A 26,966-nucleotide genomic window follows, 5' to 3' on the forward strand; every position below is an offset into this window, starting at 1 on the left:
TCTTACAGACTTAGGCTGCATATGGCTAGATACTTTTTGTGTAATTCTGTGATTTGAGGCAAAAGTTTTTGGTTTTCTGCGCTATTTTTAATCACATCGTCAGCGTATTGCAATCTTTGCTCACGGCTCGCTTGAGCGGCTAAGATCGAACGGACTTGTTGCTCTGATACCTTGTCTCTTGCCATAGTGCGAGCGATTTGGGTTTTTAGATCAACATCAACCACTAAGATGCGATCGACTAAGGTTTGTAGGTTATTTTCTATCAATAATGGCACAACCAATAAAGCATAAGGCGAGGTGGTTTTTGCTAAATCAGCAATCATTTTTGCACGGATCATTGGGTGAAGAAGCTGATTAAGCCAAGCCTTTTCTTGCTCATCAGCAAAGATCTTTTCTCTTAACGCGGTGCGATCTAATTGTCCATCGGGCTTTAATATGGTGAGGCCAAAGTGCGCGCAAATCGCCGTTAATCCTTCACTACCGGGTTCGACGACTTCTCGAGCGATGATGTCAGCATCCACGACATCAATCGAGAAATGCTGCTGAAATAAATGAGCAACGGTGCTTTTTCCGCTGGCAATCCCGCCTGTTAAACCCACCACTAACCCCATGACGATAACCCCATAATTGAACCTAAATACCAACTCATAATATCGTTACCCCACAACAAGGTTAGCCAGCCAGCAATGGCGAGATAGGGGCCAAAAGGAAAGGCTTTGTCGATCCCTTTTTTTTGCAAGCGCAATTGAATTAGGCCAAAGACAATGCCAACCACAGATGACATGAGGATGATGATGGGCAGATATTGCCAGCCCAACCAAGCGCCGAGAGCAGCCAGAAGTTTGAAATCGCCATAACCCATTCCTTCTTTGCCTGTGACGAGTTTAAACAGCCAATAGACCGACCATAAGCTCAGATAGCCAGCAATGGCGCCGATCACCGCATCTTGCAAACTGACTGGGCTAATGTGCATCAATGATAAGCTGAGGCCCGCCCACAGTAGTGGCAGTGTCAGCTTGTCGGGTAACAGCATGGTATCGAAATCGATAAACGTCGCCGCGATGAGCACAAAAGTGAAAAACAATAGCGCTAGTGAAAAATAACTAAAACCGAAGTGGCTAGCCACGACAAAGCTCATACTGGCGGTGAGCAGTTCAATCAAAGGATAGCGTGCACTGATCGGGCCTTGGCAACGGGAACATTTCCCTTTTAAAAAGAGCCAACTGAGTAGCGGAATATTATCAATAATACGGATTGGCGTATCACAGTGTGGGCAGCTAGAACGAGGGACACTGAGCGTGAGTTGCCCTTCCGGTGGCGCAATGTGATATTCGGGAAAGCAGTCAGCGCACTCTTGTCGCCATTCTCGCTCCATGATTTTGGGTAGACGATAAATGACCACATTGAGAAAACTCCCCACGATTAAGCCAAACAACGCTGCAAAAAGTGGAAAGAGCCAAGGGTAATAAATAAAAACTTCCATGCACAGACTCGATAATTAAAAGATTAGCAGTGCTAATACTATCCTAATACACTCATTAAGTTAAAGATGGGCAAGTACATTGCCACCACCAAACCGCCGACCACCGTACCCAAAAAGACAATGATCAATGGTTCGAGAATTTTGCCTAAGTTATCGACGGTATTATCAACTTCAAATTCGTAAATGGTGGCGACTTTATTGAGCATGTCATCCAATCGGCCTGATTCTTCACCAATCATAACCATTTGCAGCACCATTTCAGGAAAGGCTTCGGTATTACGCATCGCAATATACATTGGCATACCGGCTGTTGTATCACGATAGACCTCATTAATCGCCGTCTCAAAATGGACATTGCCAGCGGTTTTGGCGGTGGTTTTTAAGCTGGCTAAAATCGGAATGCCTGCACTAAAACTGGTGGCGAGTGTGCGACTGAATTTAGCAATAGAGGCTTTGCCTATCACCCCGCCAAGAATGGGAAACTTTAATCCTAATCGGCTGGTTTTTAAGCGTATTAAAAAAGATTTTTGGCGTACTGCTTTCACGGCAATTGTGGTGAGGATTATGATGATGAGTACCCACAAACTGTAACTTTGCACCCAATGAGAGAGTTTCAATACTTGCTGTGTAAACCAAGGTAATTCGGCTCCGAATCCTTTGAACATGCTTTCAAACTCAGGGATCACCATAGTAAGCATTAAGTAAGAAACACCTAACGCGACCAACACCACCATGGTTGGGTAGATGAGCGCTTTAATGACTTTAGCGCGCAGTTGTTCACTTTTTTCTCGATAAGTCGCTAGCCGCTCAAACACTTCAGCCAAGTTACCTGACTGTTCACCTGTGTGAATGAGATCAACATACAAGGTATCGAAATGGGTGCTGGCGGTACGCATCGCTTTGGAAATTGGCGTTCCGGCTTCAACCCCTTTGGTGACTTGCGACAAAATGGATTTCATTTCGGCTTTGCGGTGGTTATCTCCAACCAGTTTTAAGGCTTGCACGATGGGCACGCCCGTGGTCAGCATGGTCGCTAATTGGCGTGTCAGAATGGTGATGTCTCTGGCCTTCACGCGATGAGTCAAGCGGGTGATAAAAGAGACGCCCCCTTTTTTGATTTTTTTGATTTGAATGTGCTGCTCTTTAAGTTTGTCACGCACTTCCGGTTCGGTTAAAGCGAGAGTTTGGCCAGATACTTTTTTGCCCGAACTATTGATGCCTTTCCAACGATAATTTTTGAGTTCTGATTTGATTTTTGTGTTCATACAATAGAGTCACTCAATGGCTAGCTAAGAGGGATCAAAGCGTTAGAAATAGAGCACGCGTTGCAGCTCTTTGAAGCTGGTTACGCCGTTTTTGAGCTTTTCAATGCCTGATTCTTGTAGTGTCTGCATTCCGTTGGCTTTCGCGATCTGTTCTATTTGATGAATGCTTGCTTTTTTCATAATCGCTTCGGCCAGCTGTGGGTTAAACGCCATCACTTCATAAATGCCGACTCGACCTGAATAGCCCCCTGTGCATTCGTTGCAACCATGCGGGTTCGCTTCATAAATGGTTTCTGTCGCTAGCAGCTGAAAATGTTGCTGCAACTGCATTGAGGGCACGACGGCAATTTTGCAGTGCCGACAAAGGCGACGAGCCAAACGCTGGGCAATAATTAAACTGAGTGAAGAGGCTAAGTTAAACGCTTCAATTCCCATATTACTCAAGCGAATTACCGTTTCGGCGGCGGAGTTAGTATGCAAGGTAGAAAGAACTAAATGCCCGGTTTGTGCCGCTTTCACGGCGATTTCGGCAGTTTCTAAATCGCGGATTTCGCCAACCATCACAATGTCGGGATCTTGCCGTAAGAAGGAGCGTAATGCTTGCGCAAAGCCAAAGCCAATTTTTGGCTGCACTTGAACTTGGTTGATGCCGGATAAGTTAATTTCAACCGGATCTTCAGCGGTGGAAATGTTCACTTCAGCAGTATTTAAAATGCGTAGCCCCGTATAGAGCGAGACGGTTTTTCCGCTGCCCGTCGGGCCCGTCATTAAAATCATCCCTTGTGGTTTTTTTAGCGCAGCTAAGTAGAGCTGTTTTTGCTGGTCGTTATAACCCAATTTGTCGATATCTAAGTTAGCAGCGCTGCTATCGAGTAGACGTAGCACGATTTTTTCGCCCCATAAAGTGGGGAGGCTGGAAACGCGCATATCGATGGCGGTGTCTTGATTCAACCGCAGTTTAATTCGTCCATCTTGTGGTAAGCGCCGCTCGGCAATATCGAGTTTGGATAAAATTTTAAGCCGCGCGGCAAGCCGGCGACTTAAGTTGCTTGAGGGACGCTGCGTTTCCAGCAAAATACCATCACAGCGCAATCGTACTCGGTAAAGCGCTTCGTACGGTTCGAAATGGATATCGGATGCGCCTTTACGCACCGCATCAAGCAGAATTTGGTTAATAAAGCGACTGACTGGGGCGTCATCTTGGCTGAGGTCTTCAATCGATTGAATCTCATCATCAGACAGCTTAACTAAGTTCGCCAGTTCATCTTGGCTGATCTCTTTCCCTGAAGGAGAGGATCCTTGAATTGTTCGGCCATACAAGCGCCGGATGGCTGCTTGCAGCGCTTTGTAGTCGGCTAAAACCAGTTCAACTTGTAAGCCTGTCGCGAAGCGAAAATCATCTTCCACTTGTAAATGGGTCGGGTCGGAAACCGCGATGGTCAGGGTTTGGCCATTATTGGCAATCGGCAGTGCTTGGTAACGGGTGATGAGATCACGCAAACCAAGCTGTTGGCAGAGCTGTGGGTAGTCGTAGCGGGTTAAGTCGGTGTCCGGTAGGCCGAAAAGGGTACTTAACTGCTCAGTCAGATCATGAGGATGGAAAAAATCCAAAGCGAGCAAAGCTTCTGGCACACTCGCACCAGACGCTTTGATATGTTCAATAACTGCGTGTTCTTGCGTCGGGCTCAATATCTGAGCCTGACGCAGAATCGCAGGTAGGTTGGTTAGCATTTATGGAATTGTCGCACCTGAGGTACAACCTTTTGGAGAAAATTCACTTAGGGCTGTCGTGTCACATGTCCACAGGCCATTTGCGTCTCGAATTAATCTGACTTTGTGAGTATTTGCCACACCAGCCTCAAAGGTATATTTAATTGTGCCAGTTAATGAGCCGGCAGACGTTGGAGTGACCAATACTTTCCCATCGCCCATATCTTCAACGGTTCCTAATCTAGTAAATCCTGTTGCTGTCCCAGCAGTAGTGGTAGGGAAGCTGCCTTCAGTTGCAATAAAATCTTCAACATTTGTTTTTAATGCCGTGATATTTGCCAAACCGACCGCTACAGATGATTTTTTTACGTAATTTTGGTATTGAGGCACTGCAATCGCAGCTAATACACCGATTACTGCTACAACAATCATCAATTCAATTAAGGTAAAACCACTTTGTTTCGTTGTCTTATTTGTGTTCATTATTTGATTTGCTCCGTTTGAACGCATAAGGATGGGCAGAGCATAAGAAGCTTGTGGGTTGGTGTGAATGAGATAAAGAGCAGTGCGCGAGTGATTTGGATTTTTTACCTGTTTAGTTGCATATATCAATCACTAAAATACGACTGACTTAAAAATGCCGTCTTGCTTTTGATACGCAAGCAATAAAAAAGGAAGCTCGTCTGGCTTCCTTAACTATTTGAAATTTTTGATCTTTATTCCAATAATTGATATAATTAATTACTGAAAGCGCATTGAGAGATCGAGTGCTTTAATGTGCTTAGTCAGCGCGCCGACTGAGATGTAATCGACACCGGTTCGCGCGTAATCGCCAATGGTTTCTAATGTGACGTTACCAGAATTTTCTAAAGCTGCGCGGCCTGCGTTAATTGCTACCGCTTCGCGCATCATCTCAATACTAAAATTATCCAGCATAATGATGTCAGCGCCCGCTTGAATCGCCTCTTCTAACTCTTGCAAGCTTTCGGTTTCGACTTCGACAGGTTTACCGGGGTTGAGCTGTTTAGCGGTGCTGATGGCTTGGGTAATACCGCCACAAGCAATGATATGATTTTCTTTAATTAAATAAGCATCAAACACGCCAATACGATGGTTAAAGCCGCCGCCACACGCGACAGCATATTTCAGTGCGCTGCGCAGGCCAGGGATAGTTTTGCGTGTATCAAGTAGTCGGCATTCGGTGCCTTCTAGCTGTTTGGCATACTGAGCAGTAATGCTGGCGCAACCTGACAAGGTTTGAATGAAGTTCATCGCATTGCGTTCACCAGTCAGCAGCGCGCGAGCTGGACCTTCAAGAGTGCACAAAATTTGGTTTGGCTTAACTTGATCACCATCTTGGACATGCCAGTCAATTTTCACTTCACCACCAAGTTGTTTGAAGACTTCCTCTGCCCATGCTTGGCCACAAAATACGCCATGTTCACGGGTGATGAGAGTCGCGGTATTACGCGCATCCGCTGGAATAAGGTTTGCGGTGATATCAGCAGTCGCATCCAAGCTGCCACCGAGATCTTCTCTGAGTGCATCGCTAACGGCGCGAGTAATTTCCAATGGGAGTTGCTGTTTCAGATAATCGAGGCGTTGTTGGCTGTTATGTGTATTTTTCATCGCAAATCTAATATGGTGTTGAACAGAGTGAGAATGATACGCTGAGTTTTACTCAAATTCAGCCACTAATCTCGCATTTCCTCTGGCTAAGGTTCATTTTTGTTTGAGTGTAAGGGGTCAACTGATGATCGATAAAAAGGGTTGGTATCAAAGCGCACGTCGAGTGCCATCGCCGTTTTATGATCAGCGAAGTGATGCGCAAGATATTTCATTGCTGGTGGTACATAATATCAGCTTGCCTCCGGGCCAGTTCGGCGGCCCATATATTGAGCAGTTTTTCACTGGCACGCTTGACCCGAATCAACACCCTTTTTTTCAAACCATCCACCAGATGCGCGTCTCGGCTCACTGCCTCATTCGGCGAGAGGGAGAAGTAGTGCAATTTGTGCCATTTAATGCCAGAGCTTGGCATGCGGGCCAGTCAAGCTTCGCTGGCCGTGCAAAATGCAATGATTATTCGATAGGGATTGAATTGGAAGGGAGCGATGAGACGGCTTATACACCTGCGCAATATCAAGCCTTAGCGACTTTGACGTGTGCATTGCAGCGGCGTTATCCGCTCATCACCAATCAACGCATTACCGGGCATCAATACATTGCACCACTACGCAAAACTGACCCCGGTTTGGTGTTTGATTGGCGTTGCTATCGAGCCTTGTTGGCAGCAAATGACTAACAACAAATAGCGAACAACGAATTAAATCGAATCGTGATATTCCACTAAAATTTGCTCAACCCAGCATTGAATGCGTTCGTCGCTTTGCTCGTATTGCGAATCTTCATCGAGTGCGAGACCAACAAAGTGACGGCTATCTTTCGTTAGGGCTTTTGACGCTTCAAAATGGTAGCCTTGGTTGGGCCAGTAGCCAATCAATTGAGCGCCAATTTGTTTTAGCTCATCATGCAGCATCCCCATCGCATCGAGGTACCATTCGCCATAACCTTCTTGATCGCCTAAGCCGAATAATGCGACGTACTTGCCGTTTAGCGACACGCCACCGATTTGATCCCATATTGCGCTCCAATCTTCTTGGATTTCGCCAAAGTCCCAAGTTGAGATGCCCAGTATTAAAAGATCATAGTTGCTCATCAAAGAGAGTGGCGTTTCTTTCACATTGTGAATCTCCACCAAATCCTCACCGATGAGCGCACGGATCTTCTCTGCTGCCATTTCGGTATAACAAGTTGTTGAGCCGTAAAAAAGACCGATCTTCATAATTTTGTGTTCGTTTTAAATCAAGAATAGTGAATTCTAACCATAAAATGACGCGCTTTGCAGCGATTATCCTGCCGATGATGTTTTTTTATGGTATTAAACCAGTGGCTCACATAACCTGAGCAACTCGATTTTCACCACAGAGGTTTGATGTGTCTGAATATATTTCTCCTGATCAAGGGGTTGTGGAACAGTTTTTAGATGCGATGTGGATGGAGCGTGGTTTAGCTGAAAACACGCTCTCATCGTATCGCAATGATCTGACGAAATTGTTGCAATGGATGCAGCACAATAATTATCGCCTTGACTTTATTAGTGTCACTGGTTTGCAGCAGTACCAAGCGTGGCTCGCTGATCAAGACTATAAGCAAACCTCGCGGGCACGTATGTTGTCGGCGATTCGTCGTTTATTTCAATATCTTCACCGTGAGAAGCTCCGCGGCGATGATCCGAGCGCGCTCTTAATTAGCCCTAAATTGCCGCAGCGTCTGCCTAAAGATTTATCCGAGCAGCAAGTGGAAGATTTATTGAATGCTCCCGATACTAATAATCCTCTAGAATTACGTGACAGAGCGATGTTGGAACTCTTGTATGCAACAGGGTTACGGGTGACCGAATTGGTTTCACTGACCATGGAAAATATCAGTTTACGTCAAGGCGTAGTAAGAGTGATTGGTAAAGGTGGCAAAGAGCGTCTTGTACCGATGGGCGAAAATGCCGTTGATTGGATTGAAACTTTTCTTGAACAAGGGCGGTCTACTCTGCTGGGCGAACAAACGTCGGATGTGGTTTTCCCTAGCCGACGAGCAAGGCAGATGACTCGTCAAACCTTTTGGCACCGAATTAAACACTACGCAGTGATCGCACAAATCGATGTGGAAAAACTCTCTCCACACGTATTAAGGCATGCTTTTGCCACGCATCTACTCAATTACGGTGCTGATTTGCGTGTAGTGCAAATGCTGCTCGGTCATAGTGACTTATCGACCACACAAATTTATACTCATGTTGCGACTGAGCGACTTAAACAATTACATAGCGAGCACCACCCAAGGGCTTGAAAAGGTGAATTTAATGAGCGTATTACGCCAACTGACTCTTCTTACATTGCCACTTTTTGCTGTGGCGTGTAACGCCGAAACCACAGAGCAAGTGACGTCAACGGCGGTGCAAGCGGCTGCGCTTGATAAAACGGTTTTTGAACAACGTTTTTCTAAACTCGGATTGGAAGTGCTGAGTGTTCAAGCCTCTGATATTCCGGGAGTGATTGAAGTGCAAACTTCCGGTGGCGTGCTGTTTTCTGCGCCTGACGCGAGCCATTTTATCGCCGGAACCTTGTATGAATTAGATAAGAATGGTGGTTATGTCGATGTGTTAGCCAAACGCCAAGCGCCGGTTAATGCGGCGAAGATCGCGCAGTTTGAATCGAGTATGATCGAATACAAAGCCGCCAACGAAAAATACGTGGTGACTGTTTTTACTGATATTACCTGTGGTTATTGCACTCGCTTGCATAGTCAAATGAAAGGGTATAACGACCTAGGGATCACCGTGCGCTACATGGCTTACCCGCGTCAAGGCGTTACGGGGCAGGTAGCTGATCAGATGGCCGCTATCTGGAATGCAGATGATAAAATGGCAGCGATGAATGAGGCAAAAACCAATCATAAGTTGCCAGAAGCAGGGCAGAACATTCAACAGGCTAAGCAATTGATTACCAAGCACTATCAGCTCGGACGTGAGTTAGGCATCAACGGCACGCCTGCGATTTTCCTACCGAATGGCGAAATGGTTGGCGGTTATTTACCACCAGAGCAATTGTTGCAACGCCTTCAGCAGATTCAATAACTTTAGGAGTCGGGCTTGAGTGTTCTTGAGCCCGCTGATTTATGATTGAAATAAAACAAAGACCAGCCCCCGATCTTTCGCAACTCCCTGACACGATTCCTACACTGCTTAAACGTATCTATATCAACCGTGGTATCACGAACCTTGAACAACTCGACAAGGCCGCGAAAGCACTGCATTCCTACCAACAATTAGGTGGTATAGAACAAGCGGTACAACTACTTTTTCACGCCATCGAGCAGCAGCAGCGCATCATAGTCGTCGGGGATTTTGATGCTGATGGCGCAACCAGTTGCGCCTTATCTGTTTTGGCGTTGCGAATGTTGGGATCGAACAATGTGGACTATCTCGTGCCTAACCGTTTTGAAGATGGTTATGGCTTAAGCCCTGAAGTGGTCGATCAAGCGATTGAGCTTGGCGCGCAGATGATCATGACGGTCGATAACGGCGTCTCCTCTATCGACGGGGTGCGTTATGCCAAGCAGCAAGGATTGACTGTCTTGGTGACCGATCACCATTTACCGGGACACGAGTTGCCAGAGGTTGATGCGATGGTGAATCCCAATTTGGCTAACTGCCCGTTTCCCTCGAAGGCATTAGCCGGCGTAGGGGTGGCTTTCTATTTGATGATGGCGTTGTGCGTGCATATGCGAAAAAACGGCTGGTTTACTCGACAAGGTATGAGTGAACCCAAGTTGATGGAGCTGATTGACTTAGTCGCACTGGGTACTGTCGCTGATGTTGTGCCGCTCGATGAAAACAATCGCATTTTAGTGCATCAAGGTTTGCAACGCATTCGAGCCGGGCATGCAAGGCCGGGTATTCAAGCTTTGATTGAGGTTGCTAAACGTGACGCGAGGCGTTTAGTTGCCTCGGATTTTGGCTTTGCGTTAGGGCCACGCATCAATGCGGCAGGGCGCTTGGATGATATGTCATTTGGCGTTGAGCTGCTAATGTGCAATGACATTCACGCTGCGCGTCGAATGGCCAGTGAGCTGGATAGCCTTAACCAAACTCGTAAAGAGATTGAAGAGGGGATGAAGCAAGAAGCGCTGGCTTTTTGTGAGCGCTTACAACTGAGTGAAAATAACGAATTGCCGCACGGTTTAGTGCTGTTTCAACGCGATTGGCACCAAGGTGTAATTGGTATTTTAGCCTCACGTATTAAAGATAAATACCATCGCCCTGTGATTGCGTTTGCCGATGGTGGCGATGGCAGTATCAAAGGGTCATGCCGCTCTGTTTCTGGGTTACACATGCGCGATGTGCTGGATCGCATTGATACACAAAACCCCGGTTTAATCGTCAAATTTGGTGGTCACGCGATGGCGGCAGGTTTAACTATTGCCGAAAAAGAGTTTGAACGTTTTGCTGAGCTGTTTGATCAAGCCGTACGCCGTGAGTTAGATGAGACCGCGCTAAAGGGCGTGATTTTATCCGACGGAGAGTTAACACCTGAAGAGTTCTCGATGCACACCGCTGAAACCTTGCGTTCCGGTGGCCCGTGGGGGCAGGCGTTTCCTGAACCTCTCTTTGACGGTGAGTTCAAACTATTGCACCAAAAGCTGGTGGGAGAAAAGCATTTGAAACTGATGCTTGAGCCGTTATTCAAAGGCCACCCAACCAACATTATGATCGATGGCATTGCTTTTAATGTCGATTTAAGACGCTGGCCAGATGCGTCGGTGAAAACGGTGCGTCTTGCATATAAGCTTGATATTAATGAGTTTCGCGGCAATCAGTCACTGCAATTGATGATTGATCACCTCGAAGCGAAGTAACGGCTTGATATTTCTCTTCTTTCGATGCGTGACATAACCTTCCCTCCCTTAGAAAGGGGAGATCTCAACGAATGTTTGCTCTTACATTCCCTCCCCTTAAAGGGGAGGGCTAGGGTGGGGTATATCTTTTGATTGATATTGTGTTTTCCGAATTACACCCCCTCCCAGCCTCCCCCTAGAAGGGGGAGGAGCCAAAGAATGTTTCCTCTTGAAAGATTGCGGTTAAGTGATCTTCCCTCCCCTTTAAGGGGAGGGTTAGGGTGGGGTATATCTTTTGATTGATTTTGTATTTTTCGAATTCCCCCCCTCCCAGCTTTCCCCTAGAAGGGGGGGGGAGCCAAAGAATGTTTTCTCTAGAAAGGGTAGATGACAACGAATTTTTCCCCATTTCTAGCCCATCATTTCCCCATCTGTATTCATTTTGTAATTGGTCTGACCAATAATATTGCTGTTTTAATCGACTATTGTTATCAAAGTGTTTAGGCGTGGGCTGTTCTATGATTTAGGTCAACTTTTGGCTGGACAGCTACGTTTTAATTATGTTAATTTCTGCACCAACTTGAAATTGGTATTACCAATTGACTGCAAAGAGTAGAAGAATAATAAATTATGGCTTATCAAAGGATTCGTCAGCCAAAACTCTCTGATGTAATTGAACAGGAGTTAGAAAGGCTGATAGTGGAAGGAACACTCTCTCCGGGGCAACAATTGCCTCCAGAACGAGAACTGGCAAAACAGTTCGAGGTGTCTCGTCCATCCATTCGTGAAGCCATTCAACGCCTCGAAGCCAAGCGTTTATTAACCCGCCGTCAAGGTGGAGGTACGTTTGTCAGTGAGAACATTTGGCAGAGTTTTTCTGATCCTCTGCTAAATTTATTGTCTAGCCACTCTGAAACCCAGCTCGATCTATTGGAATCGCGCCACGCGATGGAAGGTATTTCAGCTTATTTCGCAGCATTGCGTGGTACTGAGGAAGATTTTGCTCGCATTCAAGCCTGTTTGGCGAGAATTGGTGAACAACAAGCGAAAAAAGAGGTCGAAGCAGAAGCGTCTGCGGTGGTTGCGTTTTTAGTCGCTCTCACTGAAGCGGCCCACAACGTGGTGCTTTTGCATATTGTTCGCAGCCTCGCTCCTTTGCTTGAGCAAAATGTTCTACAGAATTTAAAACTATTACACCGCCGCCATGAAGTGGTGGAGAAAGTAAGTAGACACCGAGCTAATATCGTGGATGCGATCGTTTCTGGTCAGCCGGAAAAGGCGCGCGAAATGTCCCATTCTCACTTAGCTTATATCGAAGAAACATTGCTGGATTTGACCAAAGAAGAGTCTCGTCGTGAGCGTTCGTTGCGCCGAATTCAGCAGGGTAATGAGTCGTAACCTACGGCGAATTGCTTGTTTTATAGATCCAACCAATAGAAGGATAGATCGCCATGTCTGACATGAAGCATGACGTAGATGCACTGGAAACTCAGGAATGGCTAGCAGCCCTTGAGTCAGTTGTACGTGAAGAAGGTGTAGAACGCGCTCAGTTCTTACTTGAGCAAATTCTAGATAAAGCACGTCTAGACGGTGTTGATATGCCAACCGGTATTACCACGAACTACATCAACACCATTCCAGCTGCGCAAGAACCAGCATACCCAGGTGACACAACGCTTGAGCGTCGCATTCGCTCAATCATCCGTTGGAACGCGATTATGATCGTTCTACGTGCATCGAAAAAAGACCTCGATCTTGGCGGCCACATGGCGTCATTCCAGTCTTCTGCTTCGTTCTACGAAACATGTTTTAACCACTTCTTCCGTGCGCCGAATGAAAAAGATGGCGGTGACTTGGTTTATTATCAAGGTCACATCTCTCCAGGGATCTACGCACGTGCGTTCGTTGAAGGCCGCCTAACGGCTGAGCAACTTGACAACTTCCGCCAAGAAGTGGATGGCAAAGGTATTCCTTCCTACCCACACCCGAAATTGATGCCTGAATTCTGGCAATTCCCGACCGTATCTATGGGTCTGGGTCCAATTTCTGCAATCTATCAAGCGCGTTTCCTCAAATATCTTGATGGCCGTGGTATGAAAGACACTTCTGAACAGCGTGTATACGCGTTCCTAGGTGATGGCGAGATGGATGAGCCAGAATCACGCGGTGCGATTTCATTCGCCGCTCGTGAGAAGCTTGATAACCTATGTTTCCTTATCAACTGTAACTTGCAACGTCTAGACGGCCCAGTAATGGGTAACGGTAAGATCATCCAAGAACTTGAAGGCCTATTTAAAGGTGCAGGTTGGAACGTTGTTAAAGTGATTTGGGGTAACAACTGGGATTCTCTACTGGCGAAAGACACCACAGGTAAGCTGCTTCAGTTGATGAACGAAACCATCGATGGTGACTACCAAACATTTAAAGCGAAAGATGGTGCTTACGTGCGTAAACACTTCTTTGGTAAATACCCAGAAACAGCGGCGCTTGTTGCTGATATGACTGACGATCAAATTTTCGCGCTCAAGCGTGGTGGTCACGAGTCTTCTAAACTGTACGCAGCCTTTACTAATGCTCAAGACACGAAAGGCAAGCCAACCGTGATTCTGGCGAAGACCGTTAAAGGTTACGGCATGGGTGAAGCGGCAGAAGGTAAGAACATCGCTCACCAAGTGAAGAAAATGGACATGACTCACGTGCTGCAACTGCGTGATCGTCTTGGTCTACAAGATCTTCTAACAGATGAAGCTGTGAAAGAGTTGCCATACCTAACATTGGCAGAAGGCTCGAAAGAGCACGAATACTTACACGCTCGCCGTAAAGCGCTAAAAGGTTACACACCTCAACGCTTGCCTAAGTTTACTCAAGAACTTGTGATTCCAGCGGTTGAAGAGTTCAAGCCTCTGCTTGAAGAGCAAAAACGTGAAATCTCAACCACAATGGCGTTTGTCCGTGCGTTGAACATTTTGCTCAAAGATAAGAGCATTGGTAAAAATATTGTGCCAATCATTGCAGATGAAGCACGTACTTTCGGTATGGAAGGTCTGTTCCGTCAAATCGGTATCTATAACCCACACGGTCAGAACTACACTCCTCAAGACCGCGACATCGTTTCTTACTATAAAGAAGCGACTTCAGGTCAGGTACTGCAAGAAGGGATCAACGAGCTGGGTGCTATGTCTTCATGGGTTGCTGCTGCAACTTCATACTCGACAAACGATCTGCCAATGATTCCGTTCTACATCTACTACTCTATGTTTGGTTTCCAACGCGTTGGCGACATGGCATGGATGGCAGGTGACCAACAAGCACGTGGTTTCCTATTGGGCGCTACCGCTGGTCGTACGACGCTGAACGGTGAAGGTCTACAGCACGAAGATGGTCACTCGCACATATTGGCGGCAACGGTTCCTAACTGTCTTTCTTACGATCCAACATTTGCTTACGAAGTTGCAGTCATCATGCAAGACGGTATTCGCCGCATGTATGGCGATCAAGAGAACGTGTTCTACTACCTAACGCTGATGAACGAGAACTACGCAATGCCTGAAATGCCACAAGGCGCTGAAGAAGGTATTCGTAAAGGTATCTACAAATTAGAAAGCTACGCTCCACAAGGAACGACTGGCTCTAAAGGTAAAGTTCAGTTAATGAGCTCAGGTACGATCATGAACGAAGTACGCAAAGCGGCTCAAATCTTAAGTGATGAGTACGGCGTGGCTTCAGATGTTTACTCAGTAACATCATTCAATGAAGTGACTCGTGATGGCCAAGCATGTGAGCGTTACAACATGCTTCACCCTGAAGCGCAGCCGCAAGTACCTTACATTCAAACGGTAATGGGTAGCGAGCCTGCCATCGCAGCAACTGACTACATGAAGAACTACGCTGAGCAAGCGCGTGCGTTTATCCCGGCTGAATCATACAAAGTACTAGGTACTGATGGTTTTGGTCGTTCTGATAGCCGTGAAAACCTACGTCGTCACTTCGAAGTGAACGCAGGTTACGTGGTGGTTGCCGCGCTAAGCGAACTAGCGAAACGTGGTAATGTTGAGAAATCAGTTGTGGTTGAAGCGATTAAGAAATTCAACATCGATACTGAAAAAACAAACCCGCTATACGCTTAATTAAGGTAGGAAAGAATAATGGCAATCGAAATTAATGTACCGGATATTGGTGCGGATGAGGTTGAAGTTACTGAGATTCTTGTCAGCGTTGGCGACAAGGTCGAAGAAGAGCAATCTCTTATTACTGTAGAAGGTGATAAGGCTTCTATGGAAGTACCAGCTTCTCAAGCGGGTATTGTAAAAGAAATCAAAGTAGTCGCTGGCGATAAAGTATCGACCGGTTCACTTATTATGATTTTTGAAGCAGAAGGCGCTGCGGTCGCAGCTCCAGCAGTGGAAGCTGCACCGGTTGCGGCTCCTGCTGCCGCGGTTGTCGCTGAGCTTAAAGAAGTTCACGTGCCAGATATCGGCGGTGATGAAGTGGAAGTCACTGAAATCATGGTCGCAGTCGGCGATTCAATCGCAGAAGAGCAATCTCTACTGACGGTTGAAGGTGACAAAGCCTCAATGGAAGTACCTGCTCCATTTGCTGGTGTACTGAAAGAGATCAAAGTGGCTGCGGGCGATAAAGTATCGACAGGCTCACTGGTGATGATCTTTGAAGTGGCGGGTTCTGCTCCGGCGGCAGCCTCTGCTCAAGTGGCAGCACCTGTAGCTGCAGCACCAGCCGCTTCGGCAGCAAAAGAGATCCACGTACCGGATATCGGTGGTGATGAAGTCGAAGTGACGGAAATCATGGTGGCGGTTGGCGATACCGTGAGTGAAGAGCAGTCTCTTATCACCGTTGAAGGCGATAAAGCATCAATGGAAGTTCCTGCGCCGTTTGCTGGTGTTGTGAAAGAAATTAAAGTGGCGGCTGGTGATAAGGTGTCAACAGGCTCTCTTATCATGGTGTTTGAAGTTGCCGGTGCAGCGCCCGTTGCCTTAGCGGCCCCTGCGCAAGCAGCGGCTCCAGCCGCATCAGCGCCAAAAGCGGAAGCGGTAAAATCAGCTGTGGCAGCACCTGCCGAGTTTGAAGAGAACAATGAGTACTCTCACGCATCACCAGTTGTGCGCCGTATTGCGCGTGAATTTGGTGTTAACCTAGCGAAAGTCAAAGGTTCTGGCCGTAAGAGCCGCATCCTAAAAGAAGACGTGCAAAACTACGTGAAAGAAGCGCTTAAGCGTCTTGAATCGGGTTCTGCCGCAGTGGCTTCTGGTAAAGGTGATGGCGCCGCGCTTGGCTTGCTACCTTGGCCAAAAGTGGACTTCAGCAAGTTTGGTGACACAGAAGTAAAACCGCTTTCACGTATTAAGAAGATCTCTGGTGCTAACTTGCATCGTAACTGGGTGATGATCCCACACGTTACCCAATGGGATAATGCGGATATCACCGAGCTTGAGAACTTCCGTAAAGAGCAAAATGCGATTGAAGCGAAGAACGACACTGGCATGAAGATCACCCCACTGGTGTTCATTATGAAAGCGGTAGCGAAAGCACTAGAAGCATTCCCATCGTTTAACTCTTCACTTTCTGAAGATGGCGAAAGCTTGATTCTGAAGAAGTACGTGAACGTGGGCATTGCTGTTGATACGCCAAATGGTCTTGTTGTTCCTGTCTTCAAAGATGTGAACAAAAAAGGCATTTATGAGCTATCAAGAGAGCTGGCTGAAGTATCGAAGAAAGCCCGTGCAGGTAAACTGACCGCTGCAGACATGCAAGGTGGCTGTTTCACTATCTCTAGCTTAGGTGGCATCGGCGGTACAGCGTTTACGCCTATCGTTAACGCGCCAGAAGTCGGTATCCTTGGGGTATCTAAGTCTGAGTTTAAGCCAGTGTGGAACGGTAAAGAGTTCGAACCACGCCTACAACTGCCACTATCACTGTCATACGACCACCGTGTGATTGATGGTGCGGAAGGTGCGCGTTTCATCACATTCCTAAATGGCGCGCTATCAGACATTCGTCGTCTGGTTCTGTAAGCCAAGTTTAGTGAAAGAGAGGGCGGCCGTTAAAGCCGCCCTTGTTAACACGAATAATTGAACAATTGGATTATGAAGGGTTTTTTCTTAATCGAATTGTCGTCTAGCTCACAGGCTAAATGGATTTACTTTTCACACCATTAACATCTCTGTAAACTGTTGCGGTCTGAAAATAATTTGTTTTAATTCATTTGTTTTAAGTAATTGGCTCAGTCATGGGTTTAATTCATTGGATTAAACACTAAAAACAACGAGAACATCCACTCAGCCTGTTAGGGATAATGACTACAAGAGGTCAAAATGAGCAAAGAAATCAAAGCCCAAGTCGTCGTACTTGGTGCCGGTCCTGCTGGTTACTCCGCTGCATTCCGCTGTGCAGACTTAGGTCTTGAAACAGTACTTGTTGAACGCTACAGCACCCTTGGCGGTGTGTGTTTGAACGTGGGTTGTATCCCATCAAAAGCGTTGCTGCACGTTGCAAAAGTTATCGAAGAAGCGAAAGCATTGGCCCAGCACGGTATTGTGTTTGGTGAACCACAAACGGACATCGATAAAATCCGCCTTTGGAAAGAAAAAGTTATCAACCAGTTAACGGGCGGTCTTGGCGGCATGGCGAAGATGCGCAAAGTGACTGTTGTGAACGGTTTCGGCAAATTTACTGGCCCTAACGCCATTGAAGTTGAAGGTGAAGACGGCAAAACCGTGGTTAACTTTGATAACGCCATCGTTGCAGCTGGCTCTCGTCCAATTAAACTGCCATTCATTCCTCATGAAGACCCACGCATTTGGGATTCAACGGATGCACTTGAACTGAAAGAAGTTCCTGGAAAACTGTTGATCATGGGTGGTGGTATCATCGGTCTAGAAATGGCGACGGTTTACCACTCGCTAGGTTCTAAGATTGATGTGGTTGAGATGTTTGACCAACTTATCCCAGCGGCGGATAAAGACATGGTTAAAGTCTACACCAAACGTATCAAAGACAAATTTAACCTGATGCTTGAAACCAAAGTAACCGCTGTTGAAGCAAAAGAAGATGGTATCTACGTTTCAATGGAAGGCAAAAAAGCACCAGCGCAAGCTGAGCGTTATGATGCCGTTCTTGTTGCTATCGGCCGCGTACCAAACGGTAAGCTGATGGATGCTGAAAAAGCAGGTATTGAAGTGGATGAGCGCGGCTTTATCAATGTTGATAAGCAAATGCGTACTAACGTTCCTCATATCTTCGCGATCGGTGATATCGTTGGTCAACCAATGTTGGCGCACAAAGGTGTGCATGAAGGCCACGTAGCGGCAGAAGTAATATCTGGTAAGAAGCACTACTTCGATCCTAAAGTTATCCCTTCAATTGCATACACTGAGCCAGAAGTGGCTTGGGTTGGTAAAACTGAAAAAGAAGCCAAAGCAGAAGGCATTAACTACGAAGTCGCGACATTCCCATGGGCAGCTTCTGGCCGTGCTATCGCTTCTGATTGTGCTGACGGTATGACTAAGCTTATCTTTGATAAAGAGACTCACCGCGTGATTGGTGGCGCTATTGTTGGTACTAACGGCGGCGAACTGCTTGGTGAAATCGGTTTGGCTATCGAGATGGGCTGTGATGCAGAAGATATCGCTTTGACGATTCATGCTCACCCAACGTTACATGAATCGGTAGGCCTTGCTGCAGAAGTATTTGAAGGCACGATTACTGATCTGCCAAACGCAAAAGCGAAGAAGAAAAAGTAACTTCAACGCTGATGCGTTAAATTGCCGGTTCGTTAAATTGCTGGTTAGTTAAATAGTAAAAACCGCTGAATTCAGCGGTTTTTTTATGCTCATAATTCAGAGACTAGGAAGTTAAGCCTAGTGATCTTTTTTATAGATGCAGAGCATGCTGAGGTAGCTTTTCACGAGTACACCCATGCTGGCTTCGTCTTGTATGCGATTTGCTTGTACAAATAGTGAGTAGAAGATACCAAGAAAGAGCGTAGCAAGATGTTCTGGCTCATGTTGATCGCACACTTCGCCACGTTCAATGGCTTTGATAAACATATTTTGTACCAAAAGTTGATTAGTACGGTTGGTGGAGACAAAAAGTGGCCACACTTCTTCGCGCGTTGAAGCGCTCCATTCAAACCATACTTTTAACCAGTGACAATCTTCAATCACAAGAGAAATCATCTTAGTGGTGATGTTGGTTAAGTTATCTTTCGCATGCAAATCAAGATCAATATTATCTGCGAGGAAGTTTGAAAACTGACGTACAACATGAGTGAGTACGTCGTCGACTAAATCTTCTCGGGTTGGAAAGTAATTAAAGACAGTAGCGACTGAAACTTGGGCGATTTCAGCAATATCTGCGTGGCCACCTCGGCCTATTCCCCGTGTTGCAAACACTTCAAGGGCGATTTCCATCAGTTGAAGTTTGCGTTTTTGTGGTGATAAGCGAGTTCTGGGGCGTTTTTCTATCGATGTTTCCATGAGTTGTTAATCCTTGCCAATGACTGTTGAATTGAGCTTTTCGCTCTAATGATTATTTTGTTAGTTGCTTTAAAGCTTTATGAGTGTACTGCTGCATATGGTTGAGGTCAACGTTTCGAGTTTGTTTTTTGTGCGATCGTGTTAAATCCCATCAGATTCAACGTGTTTTATTGTATCTTTTATTGATGTGGCGTATTTGTGGTGAGCGTGTCTGCGGCAGCGTAGGAGCTTTATTTCATCATATCCAGAGTTTTGCTAATTATTTAACTATCCTGTGTGGCAGTGGTACTATACGCGCCAAGCTAGTTACGCGACGCCATCATTAAACTGCGATGATCGTAGCGTGTCGCATCACCCGAAAAGAGAACAGTATGAAACATACAGTTGAAGTGATGATTTCTGAGCAAGTGGTTCAGGAACGAATTCGTGAATTAGGCAAACAAATCACAGAGCATTACCAAGGTAGTGAAGATCTGGTGCTGGTGGGCTTGTTGCGCGGCTCATTTGTCTTCATGGCAGACTTAGCTCGCGCGATCGACTTAGTTCATCAAGTCGATTTTATGACCGCGTCAAGCTATGGCAACACGATGCAAAGCTCACGTGATGTGCGCATTCTGAAAGATCTGGATGATGACATTAAAGGTAAAGATGTGTTGCTGGTAGAAGACATTATTGATACGGGTAATACACTAAATAAAGTAAAAGAAATTTTGTCTTTACGTGAACCTAAATCCATTCATATTTGTACTTTACTGGATAAGCCTTCACGCCGTGAAGTACCTGTAGAGGTCAAGTGGATCGGTTTTGAAATCCCAGATGAATTTGTCGTGGGCGTAGGTATCGACTACGCGCAAAAATATCGTCACCTACCTTACATTGGTAAAGTTGTGCCGCAAGCGTAATTTTGCCAGCGATAATAGAATGCCCACTAAATAGTGGGCATTCTGTATTTTTAACTATCAGTTTTAACGGCAATTAACACGCTGTTATCGACACAGCAAGTTATGTTGCGCATTAAGAATTTTTTCCATCGCTTTTTGATAGGTGTCGTTGACTCGCTCACGTGAATCGCAGCGAACGCCTAAGTATTCCAAACGTCCGTCTTCAATACCGTAGACCACGCCATGCAGCTCGACATCTTGGCCGCGCTCCCATGCGTTTTGCAGTACGGTTGAGTTACCTAAATTATACACTTGCTCGGCAACGTTGATTTCGCACAATTTGTCGGCTTTATCTTGTTCTGGCATTGCATCTAAGTAGGTACGGTGCTTAAGGTATAAGTCACGCACGTGCAGTAACCAGTTGTTGATCAAGCCCAGCGGTGGGTTATCAATCGCTGCGTTGACGCCACCGCAGTCATAGTGCCCACAGATGATGATGTGCTTGACCTTCAGTACGTCAACCGCGTACTGCACCACAGAAAGGCAGTTAAGGTCAGTGTGAATCACTTGGTTTGCAACGTTGCGGTGTACAAACAGCTCACCAGAATAAAGCCCAGTCAAACGCTCGGCCGGAACTCGGCTATCAGAACAACCAATCCATAGAAAATCTGGGTCTTGCCCGCGAGCGAGTTTTGCAAAGTACTCAGGACGTTCAGCCTTAATCGATTCAGACCAACGTGAGTTATTTTCAAAAAGCTGTTTCAGTTCTGGCATCTCACTTCCCTTAAAAATAGTTCAATCGCATCAATGGTAATGCGCAAGAATAGGCCTGACTATACACAATGTTACAATTCTGTTCTCTTATAAAATGACAAAACACTCACTCATCTGACGAGTTTTCCTAGTAAAAAAATTAAACTGCTTCCATCGCTATTTGTATAGTCAACAGAGAATCAATCACATGTAAAATAATGGTTAATTATTAGAATGATGATTTGTTAGAGTGAGACAACCTATTTTGAGTATGAGGAAAAGCATTGTGTTTAGAGGCCGTTTTGCCGATATCGACCTAAAAGGAGACGTCTTTGGTGGCGTCACGACCGCGATTATTTCACTGCCACTTGCCTTGGCTTTTGGTGTGGCGTCTGGTGCGGGTGCAGAAGCAGGGCTTTGGGGAGCAATATTGGTGGGGCTGTTTGCTGCCTTGTTTGGTGGTTCATCTACATTAATTTCTGAACCCACAGGGCCAATGACGGTCATTATGACGGCCATTTTAACCAGCATGGTGGCACGTTATCCTGAAACGGGGCTTGCAGTTAGCTTCACGGTTGTCATGATGGCAGGCGCTTTTCAGATTGTACTTGGCACTTTAAAACTTGGGAAATACATCACCTTAATGCCCTATAGCGTGATCTCTGGCTTTATGTCAGGAATTGGGGTGATTTTGATTATCCTGCAGTTGTCACCGCTGCTTGGTCAGGCGGCTCCCGCTGGGGGAGTGATGGGAACGTTAACCGCGTTGCCCGAGATCATTAGCCAGATGAAGTTCAGTGAGCTCTTTCTTGGTTTGTTAACCTTAGGCATTTTATTTTTTCTCCCGGCTCAATATCGCAAACAAGTGCCCGTTCAATTGGTCGCTTTAGTCGGCGTGACACTTGTTTCGGTACTGTTATTTGATAGCGAAGAGATCCGCCGTATTGGTGTGATCCCTGCTGGCTTACCCTCTTTTGTTATTCCAACCTTTAATGCCGAGATGTTCACCACCATGGTGATTGACGCTTTAGTACTCGGTACGCTCGGCTGCATTGATACGTTGCTCACCGCGGTAATTGGCGATTCTCTAACGCGTAAAGAGCATGATTCCGATAAAGAACTGCGAGGGCAAGGGCTGGCTAATATGATCGCGGGTTTATTGGGTGCGTTGCCGGGTGCCGGTGCAACCATGGGTACGGTGACCAATATTCAGGTCGGCGCGCGTTCTCCTCTGTCTGGTGTAGTTCGTGCCTTAGTATTAGCCTTAGTGGTGTTGGTGGCGGGAGGCTTAACCGAACCGATTCCAATGGCGGTATTGGCAGGGATTGCGGTGTATGTTGGTTTCAATATTCTTGATTGGAGCTTTATCCAACGCGCGCATAAAGTGAGTGTGCAGGGGATGGCCATCATGTATGGCGTGATGCTGTTAACTGTCTTTGTCGATTTGATTGTTGCGGTTGGCTTGGGCGTTTTTATATCAAATATTTTGATCATAGAACGCTTGAGCCGCGAGCAAGCTCGCCAAGTGAAAGCCATTAGTGATGCTGATGAAAACGATGTGCCATTGACTGACAGCGAACGAGCTTTATTGGATCAAGCCAATGGTAAGGTGCTGTTTTTTTATCTCTCAGGGCCGATGATTTTTAGTGTATCTAAAGCGATCGCTCGCCAGCACAATCACATCAGTGACTATGAAGCGATGATTTTAGATCTTACTGATGTACCTATGATTGATGTGACGGTTGGACTTGCTTTAGAAAACGCGATTAATGATGCCTTAGATGCTCACTGCGCGGTCTACTTACTTTGCCCAAATGTGCACACTAAACAGCAACTGGAAAAGTTTCATATTTTGGATCTGGTGCCAACCGAGCAGACTTTTTCGTTTCGTTATGAAGCGCTCAATGCTGCGGTTAAGCAGGTAGCCCAAAATCGTTAAGCGTTAAGGTTGTGCAAGAATGAATTACGCAGATCGCTGGATCTGCGTTTTTTTATTTTATCAATTTCTAATATTGGGTTGAAAAACGCGAGCCTTAGCAGCACATTGGATAGGTTAATATCACAAAGAGTGATCCGTGGAATGTACGCATTAGAAATAGAACAATTACGAAAAACTTACGCTGGTGGGTTTGAGGCCCTAAAAGGGGTGAGTTTACAGGTTGAAAAAGGCGATTTTTACGCACTGCTTGGGCCCAATGGGGCCGGGAAATCAACCACCATTGGCATTATCTCTTCGCTGGTCAATAAAACCTCCGGCACCGTTAAAGTGTTTGGTTTTGATATTGATAAAGATCTTGAACTGGCCAAGCAACATATTGGTTTAGTGCCGCAGGAGTTTAACTTCAACCAGTTTGAAACGGTTGAGCAAATTGTGTTGCAGCAAGCTGGGTATTACGGTGTGACGAAAGCGTTAGCGAAAGAGAGGGCAGAGAAGTACCTCTCAAAACTCGATTTGTGGGAAAAACGTAAAGAGCGAGCGCGTAATCTTTCTGGTGGTATGAAACGCCGTTTGATGATTGCTCGAGCCTTAATGCATGAGCCTAAGTTGCTGATTTTAGATGAACCCACCGCCGGTGTGGATATTGAACTGCGCCGTTCGATGTGGGAGTTCTTAACCGAAATTAACGCGCAAGGGATCACCATTATCTTAACCACGCACTATTTAGAAGAAGCGGAGATGCTGTGCCGCAATATCGGCATTATTAACCGAGGTGAGCTTATTGAAAATACCTCGATGAAGGATTTGCTGGCCAAATTACAGCTCGAAACCTTTATTTTAGATATCGCAGAGAATTCTCCGCCAGCGCCACAACTCAGTGGTGTGATCTCGCAAACCATGCTCAACGGTTCGTTACAAATTGAGTTAGAGAAAACGAAAGGGCTAAATTCAGTCTTTTCACAGTTAACAGAACAGGGAATTACGGTGCTTTCGATGCGTAACAAAGCGAACCGCCTTGAAGAGCTGTTTGTCAGCATTGTTCAACAGCAAAGCCGAGGATAATCATGATGTATCGTTTATATTGGACGGCTTTTTGCAGTTTGCTGACTAAAGAAATCAACCGTTTTACGCGTATTTGGGTGCAAACCTTAGTACCGCCAGCCATCACCATGACGCTCTACTTCATTATTTTTGGCAACCTAATTGGTTCGCGTATTGGCCAGATGAACGGCTTTAGCTATATGGAATATATTGTCCCGGGCTTAATCATGATGTCGGTGATCACTAACTCATACTCGAACGTCGCCTCTTCTTTCTTTAGTGCGAAGTTTCAGAAAAACATCGAAGAGTTGTTAGTTGCGCCTGTACCTAATTACGTCATTATCGCCGGATTTGTGATGGGCGGGGTAGTGCGTGGCTTGTTGGTGGGCATAATAGTGACCTTTGTGTCGCTATTCTTTGTTGATCTCAAGGTGGATCATTGGGGGATCATTGCGGCGACGGTTTTTCTCACCTCTGTTGTGTTCGCTTTAGGCGGCATGATTAACGCCATTTTTGCTAAAACCTTTGATGACATTTCGATTATTCCTACCTTTGTATTGACGCCATTAACCTACTTGGGTGGGGTATTTTATTCGATCAGCCTATTGCCTGACTTTTGGCAAGCGGTATCGAAAATCAACCCAATCGTCTACATGGTTAATGCCTTCCGCTACGGTTTTCTTGGCGTGTCAGATGTGGGAATTGTTACTTCGTTCAGTGTGCTTGGTATTTTTGTAGTGGCCCTGTATGGAGTTGCGCATTATCTGGTTTCGCGTGGTATCGGGTTAAGGACTTAATAGTGCCTCCCCCTTTTAGGGGGAGGCTAGGAGGGGGTTCACCCCACCCTAACCCTCCCCTTGAAGGGGAGGGAATTAGTTTTGTGAGCGTTGGGAGTAAGCTATTTATGATGATAGATGTGGTTTGCTAAAACCGTGTGGCCCCATTTTCTCGCCCATAAGTACGTGTCTATAGATAGCCGAATTTTGCCCTGAAAATCGCTCTGAAGGCTGTTTTTGACAGTTAACTCGCCCGTTTAACATAATGGGAATAATAAACACCATAATATATTCACGGACAAAAAAGTAAGCTCTCGGTAAAGAGATTTGCTGACGTATGTTAGAACTTAACGTTTAGTCCTACGAAGACAGCATCGGACTCGAAATCGTTGGCTAAGAAAAATTTACGGTATTCGACATTAAAGCCGACCGTGTTGAAGGCAACTACTTCGGCCCCAAGTCCATAATATGGGTTGAAACCCTTGTGCGATTCGGTTCTCTCTGCCTGACCCGTAGGGGTGAAGGTTTTCTCAACGTTTGAGTAGTTTGCACCACCTAGCGCATAAAGATTAAAAAACGGAATAGGAGAAAGGCTGGCTTTGAGGCCAAGGTAGCCTGTTGAATAATTTACTTGCTGTTTGGTTTGGCCAAAAGTGGTGGAAATAATATTGTTGGTCATACCATCGACTCCTGCATAACCAATCTCTGTAGAGAAATTAGGGTGAAACTGGTAAGAATAGTCAATTTTTCCCGCGAAGCCTGAATCATCCCAATCATTTGGCCCTTCGGTACCACCGTAACCAATCCCAACGCCAATTTGATGGTTTACCGCGTAGGCGCTAGAAGAAATAAGCAATAACAATGTTAAGAAAGGTATTTTCATAGTGATTTTTGTTCAATACTAAATAAGTAGTTATCTACATTCATAATAGATATAGCTGTTATGCACATTGTGTTTTGTTTTATTTTGGAACTAAATTAGCAAAAAACTAGATTTGATATGTTGATTTAACATAATTGTACTCAATGTTTATTGTCATTTCATAAATCTTAGCGGTAGTAACTAACCTCAAAAATGATCAAATTTTAACTCTCTAATCGCTATAGGTAGCTTGAAAAAGGCACATTTCCAATCAAACTATATTGTTCTCCGATAATCGCGTTAACCTCAGTTAAATAACGATACAAAAAAGGTCGCTCCTTATGGGCGACCTTTTAAATATATGGTTTTGAAGTGAGAATGAGTCATCACTTCATCACTTCATCACTTGAAATAGCAATTACTCTTCTTCAGGGTCCGCTTTCGTTTCTGCGCTAAATTCTAACACTTGGTTGTCGATTAAGCGTACTTTACCCAGAAATGCAGACACTAAGATCACCGCTTGTGTGGTCTCATTCGAGATCAGTTGCAGCGTTTTGGCATCGCGAATAAACAGCTCATCAGGTTGTAGCCCTGCGGCGCGCAGTTGGTCACTGGCATCTTCAATGATCGAGGCGTAATCGTCGCGGCCACCACGCAGTGCACTGCTTATCCAACGCATGGTGCGAGCAAGGACAGGCGCACGTTGGCGTTCATCTAACGTCAGCAGCCCGTTACGTGAACTCATCGCCAAGCCATCCATTTCACGGACGGTAGGGACGCCGACAATCTCGATATCCATACAAAGATCGCTGACCATTTGACGGATCACCGCTAACTGTTGAAAATCTTTTTCACCAAAACAGGCAACATTCGGCTGCACTATGTTGAACAGCTTAGCGACTATGGTTGCAACGCCACGGAAATGCCCTGGTCTTGATGCGCCTTCGAGCATATGAGAAAGCCCCGGTACTTCAACAAAGGTCTGTTTTTCTAATCCTTGCGGGTACATTATTTCTGGGGTTGGGGTAAAGACCAAATCAACCGCTTCCGCGTTGAGTTTACTTAAGTCTTCATCCAGTGTTCTCGGGTAGTTATTTAAGTCATCCGCGCGGTCAAATTGCATCGGGTTAACAAAAATACTGACCACGACCACATTGCCCTCTTCACGTGCTTTACGCACTAGGGTTAAGTGGCCTTCATGTAAATTGCCCATGGTCGGTACAAAAGCGACTCGGCGGCCTTCACGCTTATACTGTTTGATCTGCTCGCGAAGAGCTGAAATGTCAGCAAAAGTTTGCATGAATATCTCCT

Annotated in this window: 23 protein-coding genes; 12 read left to right on the forward strand and 11 right to left on the reverse strand. The window is 45.8% G+C overall.

Features of this window, described 5'->3' with window-relative positions:
• Positions 1–2: 2 nt before the first annotated feature.
• The 6 genes from coaE to nadC all read right to left on the reverse strand — a co-directional run bounded on the left by coaE (position 3) and on the right by nadC (position 6,087).
• On the reverse strand, positions 3–611 hold the full coding sequence (gene coaE, locus AACV20_RS07195; RefSeq protein WP_013857688.1) for a dephospho-CoA kinase: 609 nt from the start codon (positions 609–611) through the stop codon (positions 3–5).
• Positions 602–1,483 carry a prepilin peptidase gene (locus AACV20_RS07200; protein WP_013857687.1) on the reverse strand — a complete coding sequence of 294 codons (882 nt, stop codon included), beginning with the start codon at positions 1,481–1,483 and terminating at the stop codon, positions 602–604. Before AACV20_RS07200 ends, coaE begins: the two co-directional genes overlap by 10 nt.
• Before the next feature lie 38 nt (positions 1,484–1,521).
• The gene (locus AACV20_RS07205; protein WP_170907040.1) at positions 1,522–2,748 is read right to left on the reverse strand and encodes a type II secretion system F family protein; all 1,227 of its coding nucleotides are present in this window, start codon (positions 2,746–2,748) and stop codon (positions 1,522–1,524) included.
• Between the two features lie 42 nt (positions 2,749–2,790).
• Positions 2,791–4,479 (reverse strand): type IV-A pilus assembly ATPase PilB, encoded by a 1,689-nt coding sequence (gene pilB / locus AACV20_RS07210; RefSeq protein WP_170907041.1) that lies wholly within the window; start codon positions 4,477–4,479, stop codon positions 2,791–2,793.
• A complete protein-coding gene (locus AACV20_RS07215) occupies positions 4,480–4,941 on the reverse strand; it encodes a pilin (protein ID WP_115339512.1) in 462 nt (153 codons plus the stop codon).
• 258 nt (positions 4,942–5,199) lie between these two features.
• Entirely contained in the window at positions 5,200–6,087 is an 888-nt protein-coding gene (nadC, locus tag AACV20_RS07220) for a carboxylating nicotinate-nucleotide diphosphorylase (protein WP_017043701.1), read from the reverse strand.
• 124 nt (positions 6,088–6,211) lie between these two features.
• Here nadC and ampD point away from each other — a divergent pair, with 124 nt between their 5' ends.
• Positions 6,212–6,763, forward strand: a complete 552-nt coding sequence (ampD, locus tag AACV20_RS07225) for a 1,6-anhydro-N-acetylmuramyl-L-alanine amidase AmpD (RefSeq protein ID WP_234826552.1) — start codon at positions 6,212–6,214, stop codon at positions 6,761–6,763.
• Positions 6,764–6,784: 21 nt separating this feature from the next.
• Here ampD and fldB read toward each other — a convergent pair whose 3' ends face one another.
• Complete coding sequence (fldB, locus tag AACV20_RS07230) at positions 6,785–7,303, reverse strand: flavodoxin FldB (RefSeq protein WP_170907042.1); 519 nt, start codon at positions 7,301–7,303, stop codon at positions 6,785–6,787.
• 152 nt (positions 7,304–7,455) lie between these two features.
• Between fldB and xerD the strand changes: the two genes are divergently transcribed.
• The 7 genes from xerD to lpdA all read left to right on the forward strand — a co-directional run bounded on the left by xerD (position 7,456) and on the right by lpdA (position 18,668).
• Entirely contained in the window at positions 7,456–8,364 is a 909-nt protein-coding gene (xerD, locus tag AACV20_RS07235) for a site-specific tyrosine recombinase XerD (RefSeq protein ID WP_013857679.1), read from the forward strand.
• Between the two features lie 13 nt (positions 8,365–8,377).
• On the forward strand, positions 8,378–9,151 hold the full coding sequence (locus tag AACV20_RS07240; protein ID WP_013857678.1) for a thioredoxin fold domain-containing protein: 774 nt from the start codon (positions 8,378–8,380) through the stop codon (positions 9,149–9,151).
• Between the two features lie 41 nt (positions 9,152–9,192).
• Positions 9,193–10,932: a single-stranded-DNA-specific exonuclease RecJ gene (gene recJ, locus AACV20_RS07245; protein ID WP_170907043.1), complete on the forward strand. Its 1,740-nt coding sequence runs from the start codon at positions 9,193–9,195 to the stop codon at positions 10,930–10,932.
• Between the two features lie 609 nt (positions 10,933–11,541).
• Complete coding sequence (gene pdhR / locus AACV20_RS07250; RefSeq protein WP_013857676.1) at positions 11,542–12,309, forward strand: pyruvate dehydrogenase complex transcriptional repressor PdhR; 768 nt, start codon at positions 11,542–11,544, stop codon at positions 12,307–12,309.
• A 53-nt stretch (positions 12,310–12,362) separates the two neighbouring features.
• A complete protein-coding gene (aceE, locus tag AACV20_RS07255) occupies positions 12,363–15,038 on the forward strand; it encodes a pyruvate dehydrogenase (acetyl-transferring), homodimeric type (RefSeq protein ID WP_170907044.1) in 2,676 nt (891 codons plus the stop codon).
• Between the two features lie 18 nt (positions 15,039–15,056).
• Positions 15,057–16,940 carry a pyruvate dehydrogenase complex dihydrolipoyllysine-residue acetyltransferase gene (aceF, locus tag AACV20_RS07260; RefSeq protein ID WP_170907045.1) on the forward strand — a complete coding sequence of 628 codons (1,884 nt, stop codon included), beginning with the start codon at positions 15,057–15,059 and terminating at the stop codon, positions 16,938–16,940.
• A gap of 300 nt (positions 16,941–17,240) precedes the next feature.
• On the forward strand, positions 17,241–18,668 hold the full coding sequence (gene lpdA / locus AACV20_RS07265; RefSeq protein ID WP_013857673.1) for a dihydrolipoyl dehydrogenase: 1,428 nt from the start codon (positions 17,241–17,243) through the stop codon (positions 18,666–18,668).
• Positions 18,669–18,785: 117 nt separating this feature from the next.
• Here the strand turns inward: lpdA and AACV20_RS07270 are convergent, their stop codons facing one another.
• Positions 18,786–19,403: a LuxR/HapR/OpaR family quorum-sensing transcriptional regulator gene (locus AACV20_RS07270; RefSeq protein WP_017043694.1), complete on the reverse strand. Its 618-nt coding sequence runs from the start codon at positions 19,401–19,403 to the stop codon at positions 18,786–18,788.
• 371 nt (positions 19,404–19,774) lie between these two features.
• Here AACV20_RS07270 and hpt point away from each other — a divergent pair, with 371 nt between their 5' ends.
• Positions 19,775–20,305, forward strand: a complete 531-nt coding sequence (gene hpt / locus AACV20_RS07275; protein ID WP_010319544.1) for a hypoxanthine phosphoribosyltransferase — start codon at positions 19,775–19,777, stop codon at positions 20,303–20,305.
• 84 nt (positions 20,306–20,389) lie between these two features.
• Here hpt and can read toward each other — a convergent pair whose 3' ends face one another.
• Entirely contained in the window at positions 20,390–21,058 is a 669-nt protein-coding gene (can, locus tag AACV20_RS07280; protein WP_013857670.1) for a carbonate dehydratase, read from the reverse strand.
• A gap of 250 nt (positions 21,059–21,308) precedes the next feature.
• Between can and AACV20_RS07285 the strand changes: the two genes are divergently transcribed.
• The 3 genes from AACV20_RS07285 to AACV20_RS07295 all read left to right on the forward strand — a co-directional run bounded on the left by AACV20_RS07285 (position 21,309) and on the right by AACV20_RS07295 (position 24,814).
• Positions 21,309–22,976, forward strand: a complete 1,668-nt coding sequence (locus tag AACV20_RS07285; protein WP_038220398.1) for a SulP family inorganic anion transporter — start codon at positions 21,309–21,311, stop codon at positions 22,974–22,976.
• A gap of 141 nt (positions 22,977–23,117) precedes the next feature.
• On the forward strand, positions 23,118–24,038 hold the full coding sequence (locus AACV20_RS07290) for an ABC transporter ATP-binding protein (RefSeq protein WP_026027559.1): 921 nt from the start codon (positions 23,118–23,120) through the stop codon (positions 24,036–24,038).
• Positions 24,039–24,043: 5 nt separating this feature from the next.
• The gene (locus AACV20_RS07295) at positions 24,044–24,814 is read left to right on the forward strand and encodes an ABC transporter permease (protein ID WP_047690222.1); all 771 of its coding nucleotides are present in this window, start codon (positions 24,044–24,046) and stop codon (positions 24,812–24,814) included.
• A 319-nt stretch (positions 24,815–25,133) separates the two neighbouring features.
• Here AACV20_RS07295 and AACV20_RS07300 read toward each other — a convergent pair whose 3' ends face one another.
• Both AACV20_RS07300 and panC read right to left on the reverse strand, forming a co-directional pair.
• Positions 25,134–25,676, reverse strand: a complete 543-nt coding sequence (locus AACV20_RS07300; protein WP_017045880.1) for an outer membrane beta-barrel protein — start codon at positions 25,674–25,676, stop codon at positions 25,134–25,136.
• A 397-nt stretch (positions 25,677–26,073) separates the two neighbouring features.
• The gene (gene panC, locus AACV20_RS07305) at positions 26,074–26,955 is read right to left on the reverse strand and encodes a pantoate--beta-alanine ligase (RefSeq protein ID WP_010319549.1); all 882 of its coding nucleotides are present in this window, start codon (positions 26,953–26,955) and stop codon (positions 26,074–26,076) included.
• Between the last annotated feature and the right edge of the window lie 11 nt (positions 26,956–26,966).

Source organism: Vibrio sp. B4-6 (assembly GCF_963888245.1).
GTDB lineage: Bacteria > Pseudomonadota > Gammaproteobacteria > Enterobacterales > Vibrionaceae > Vibrio > Vibrio anguillarum.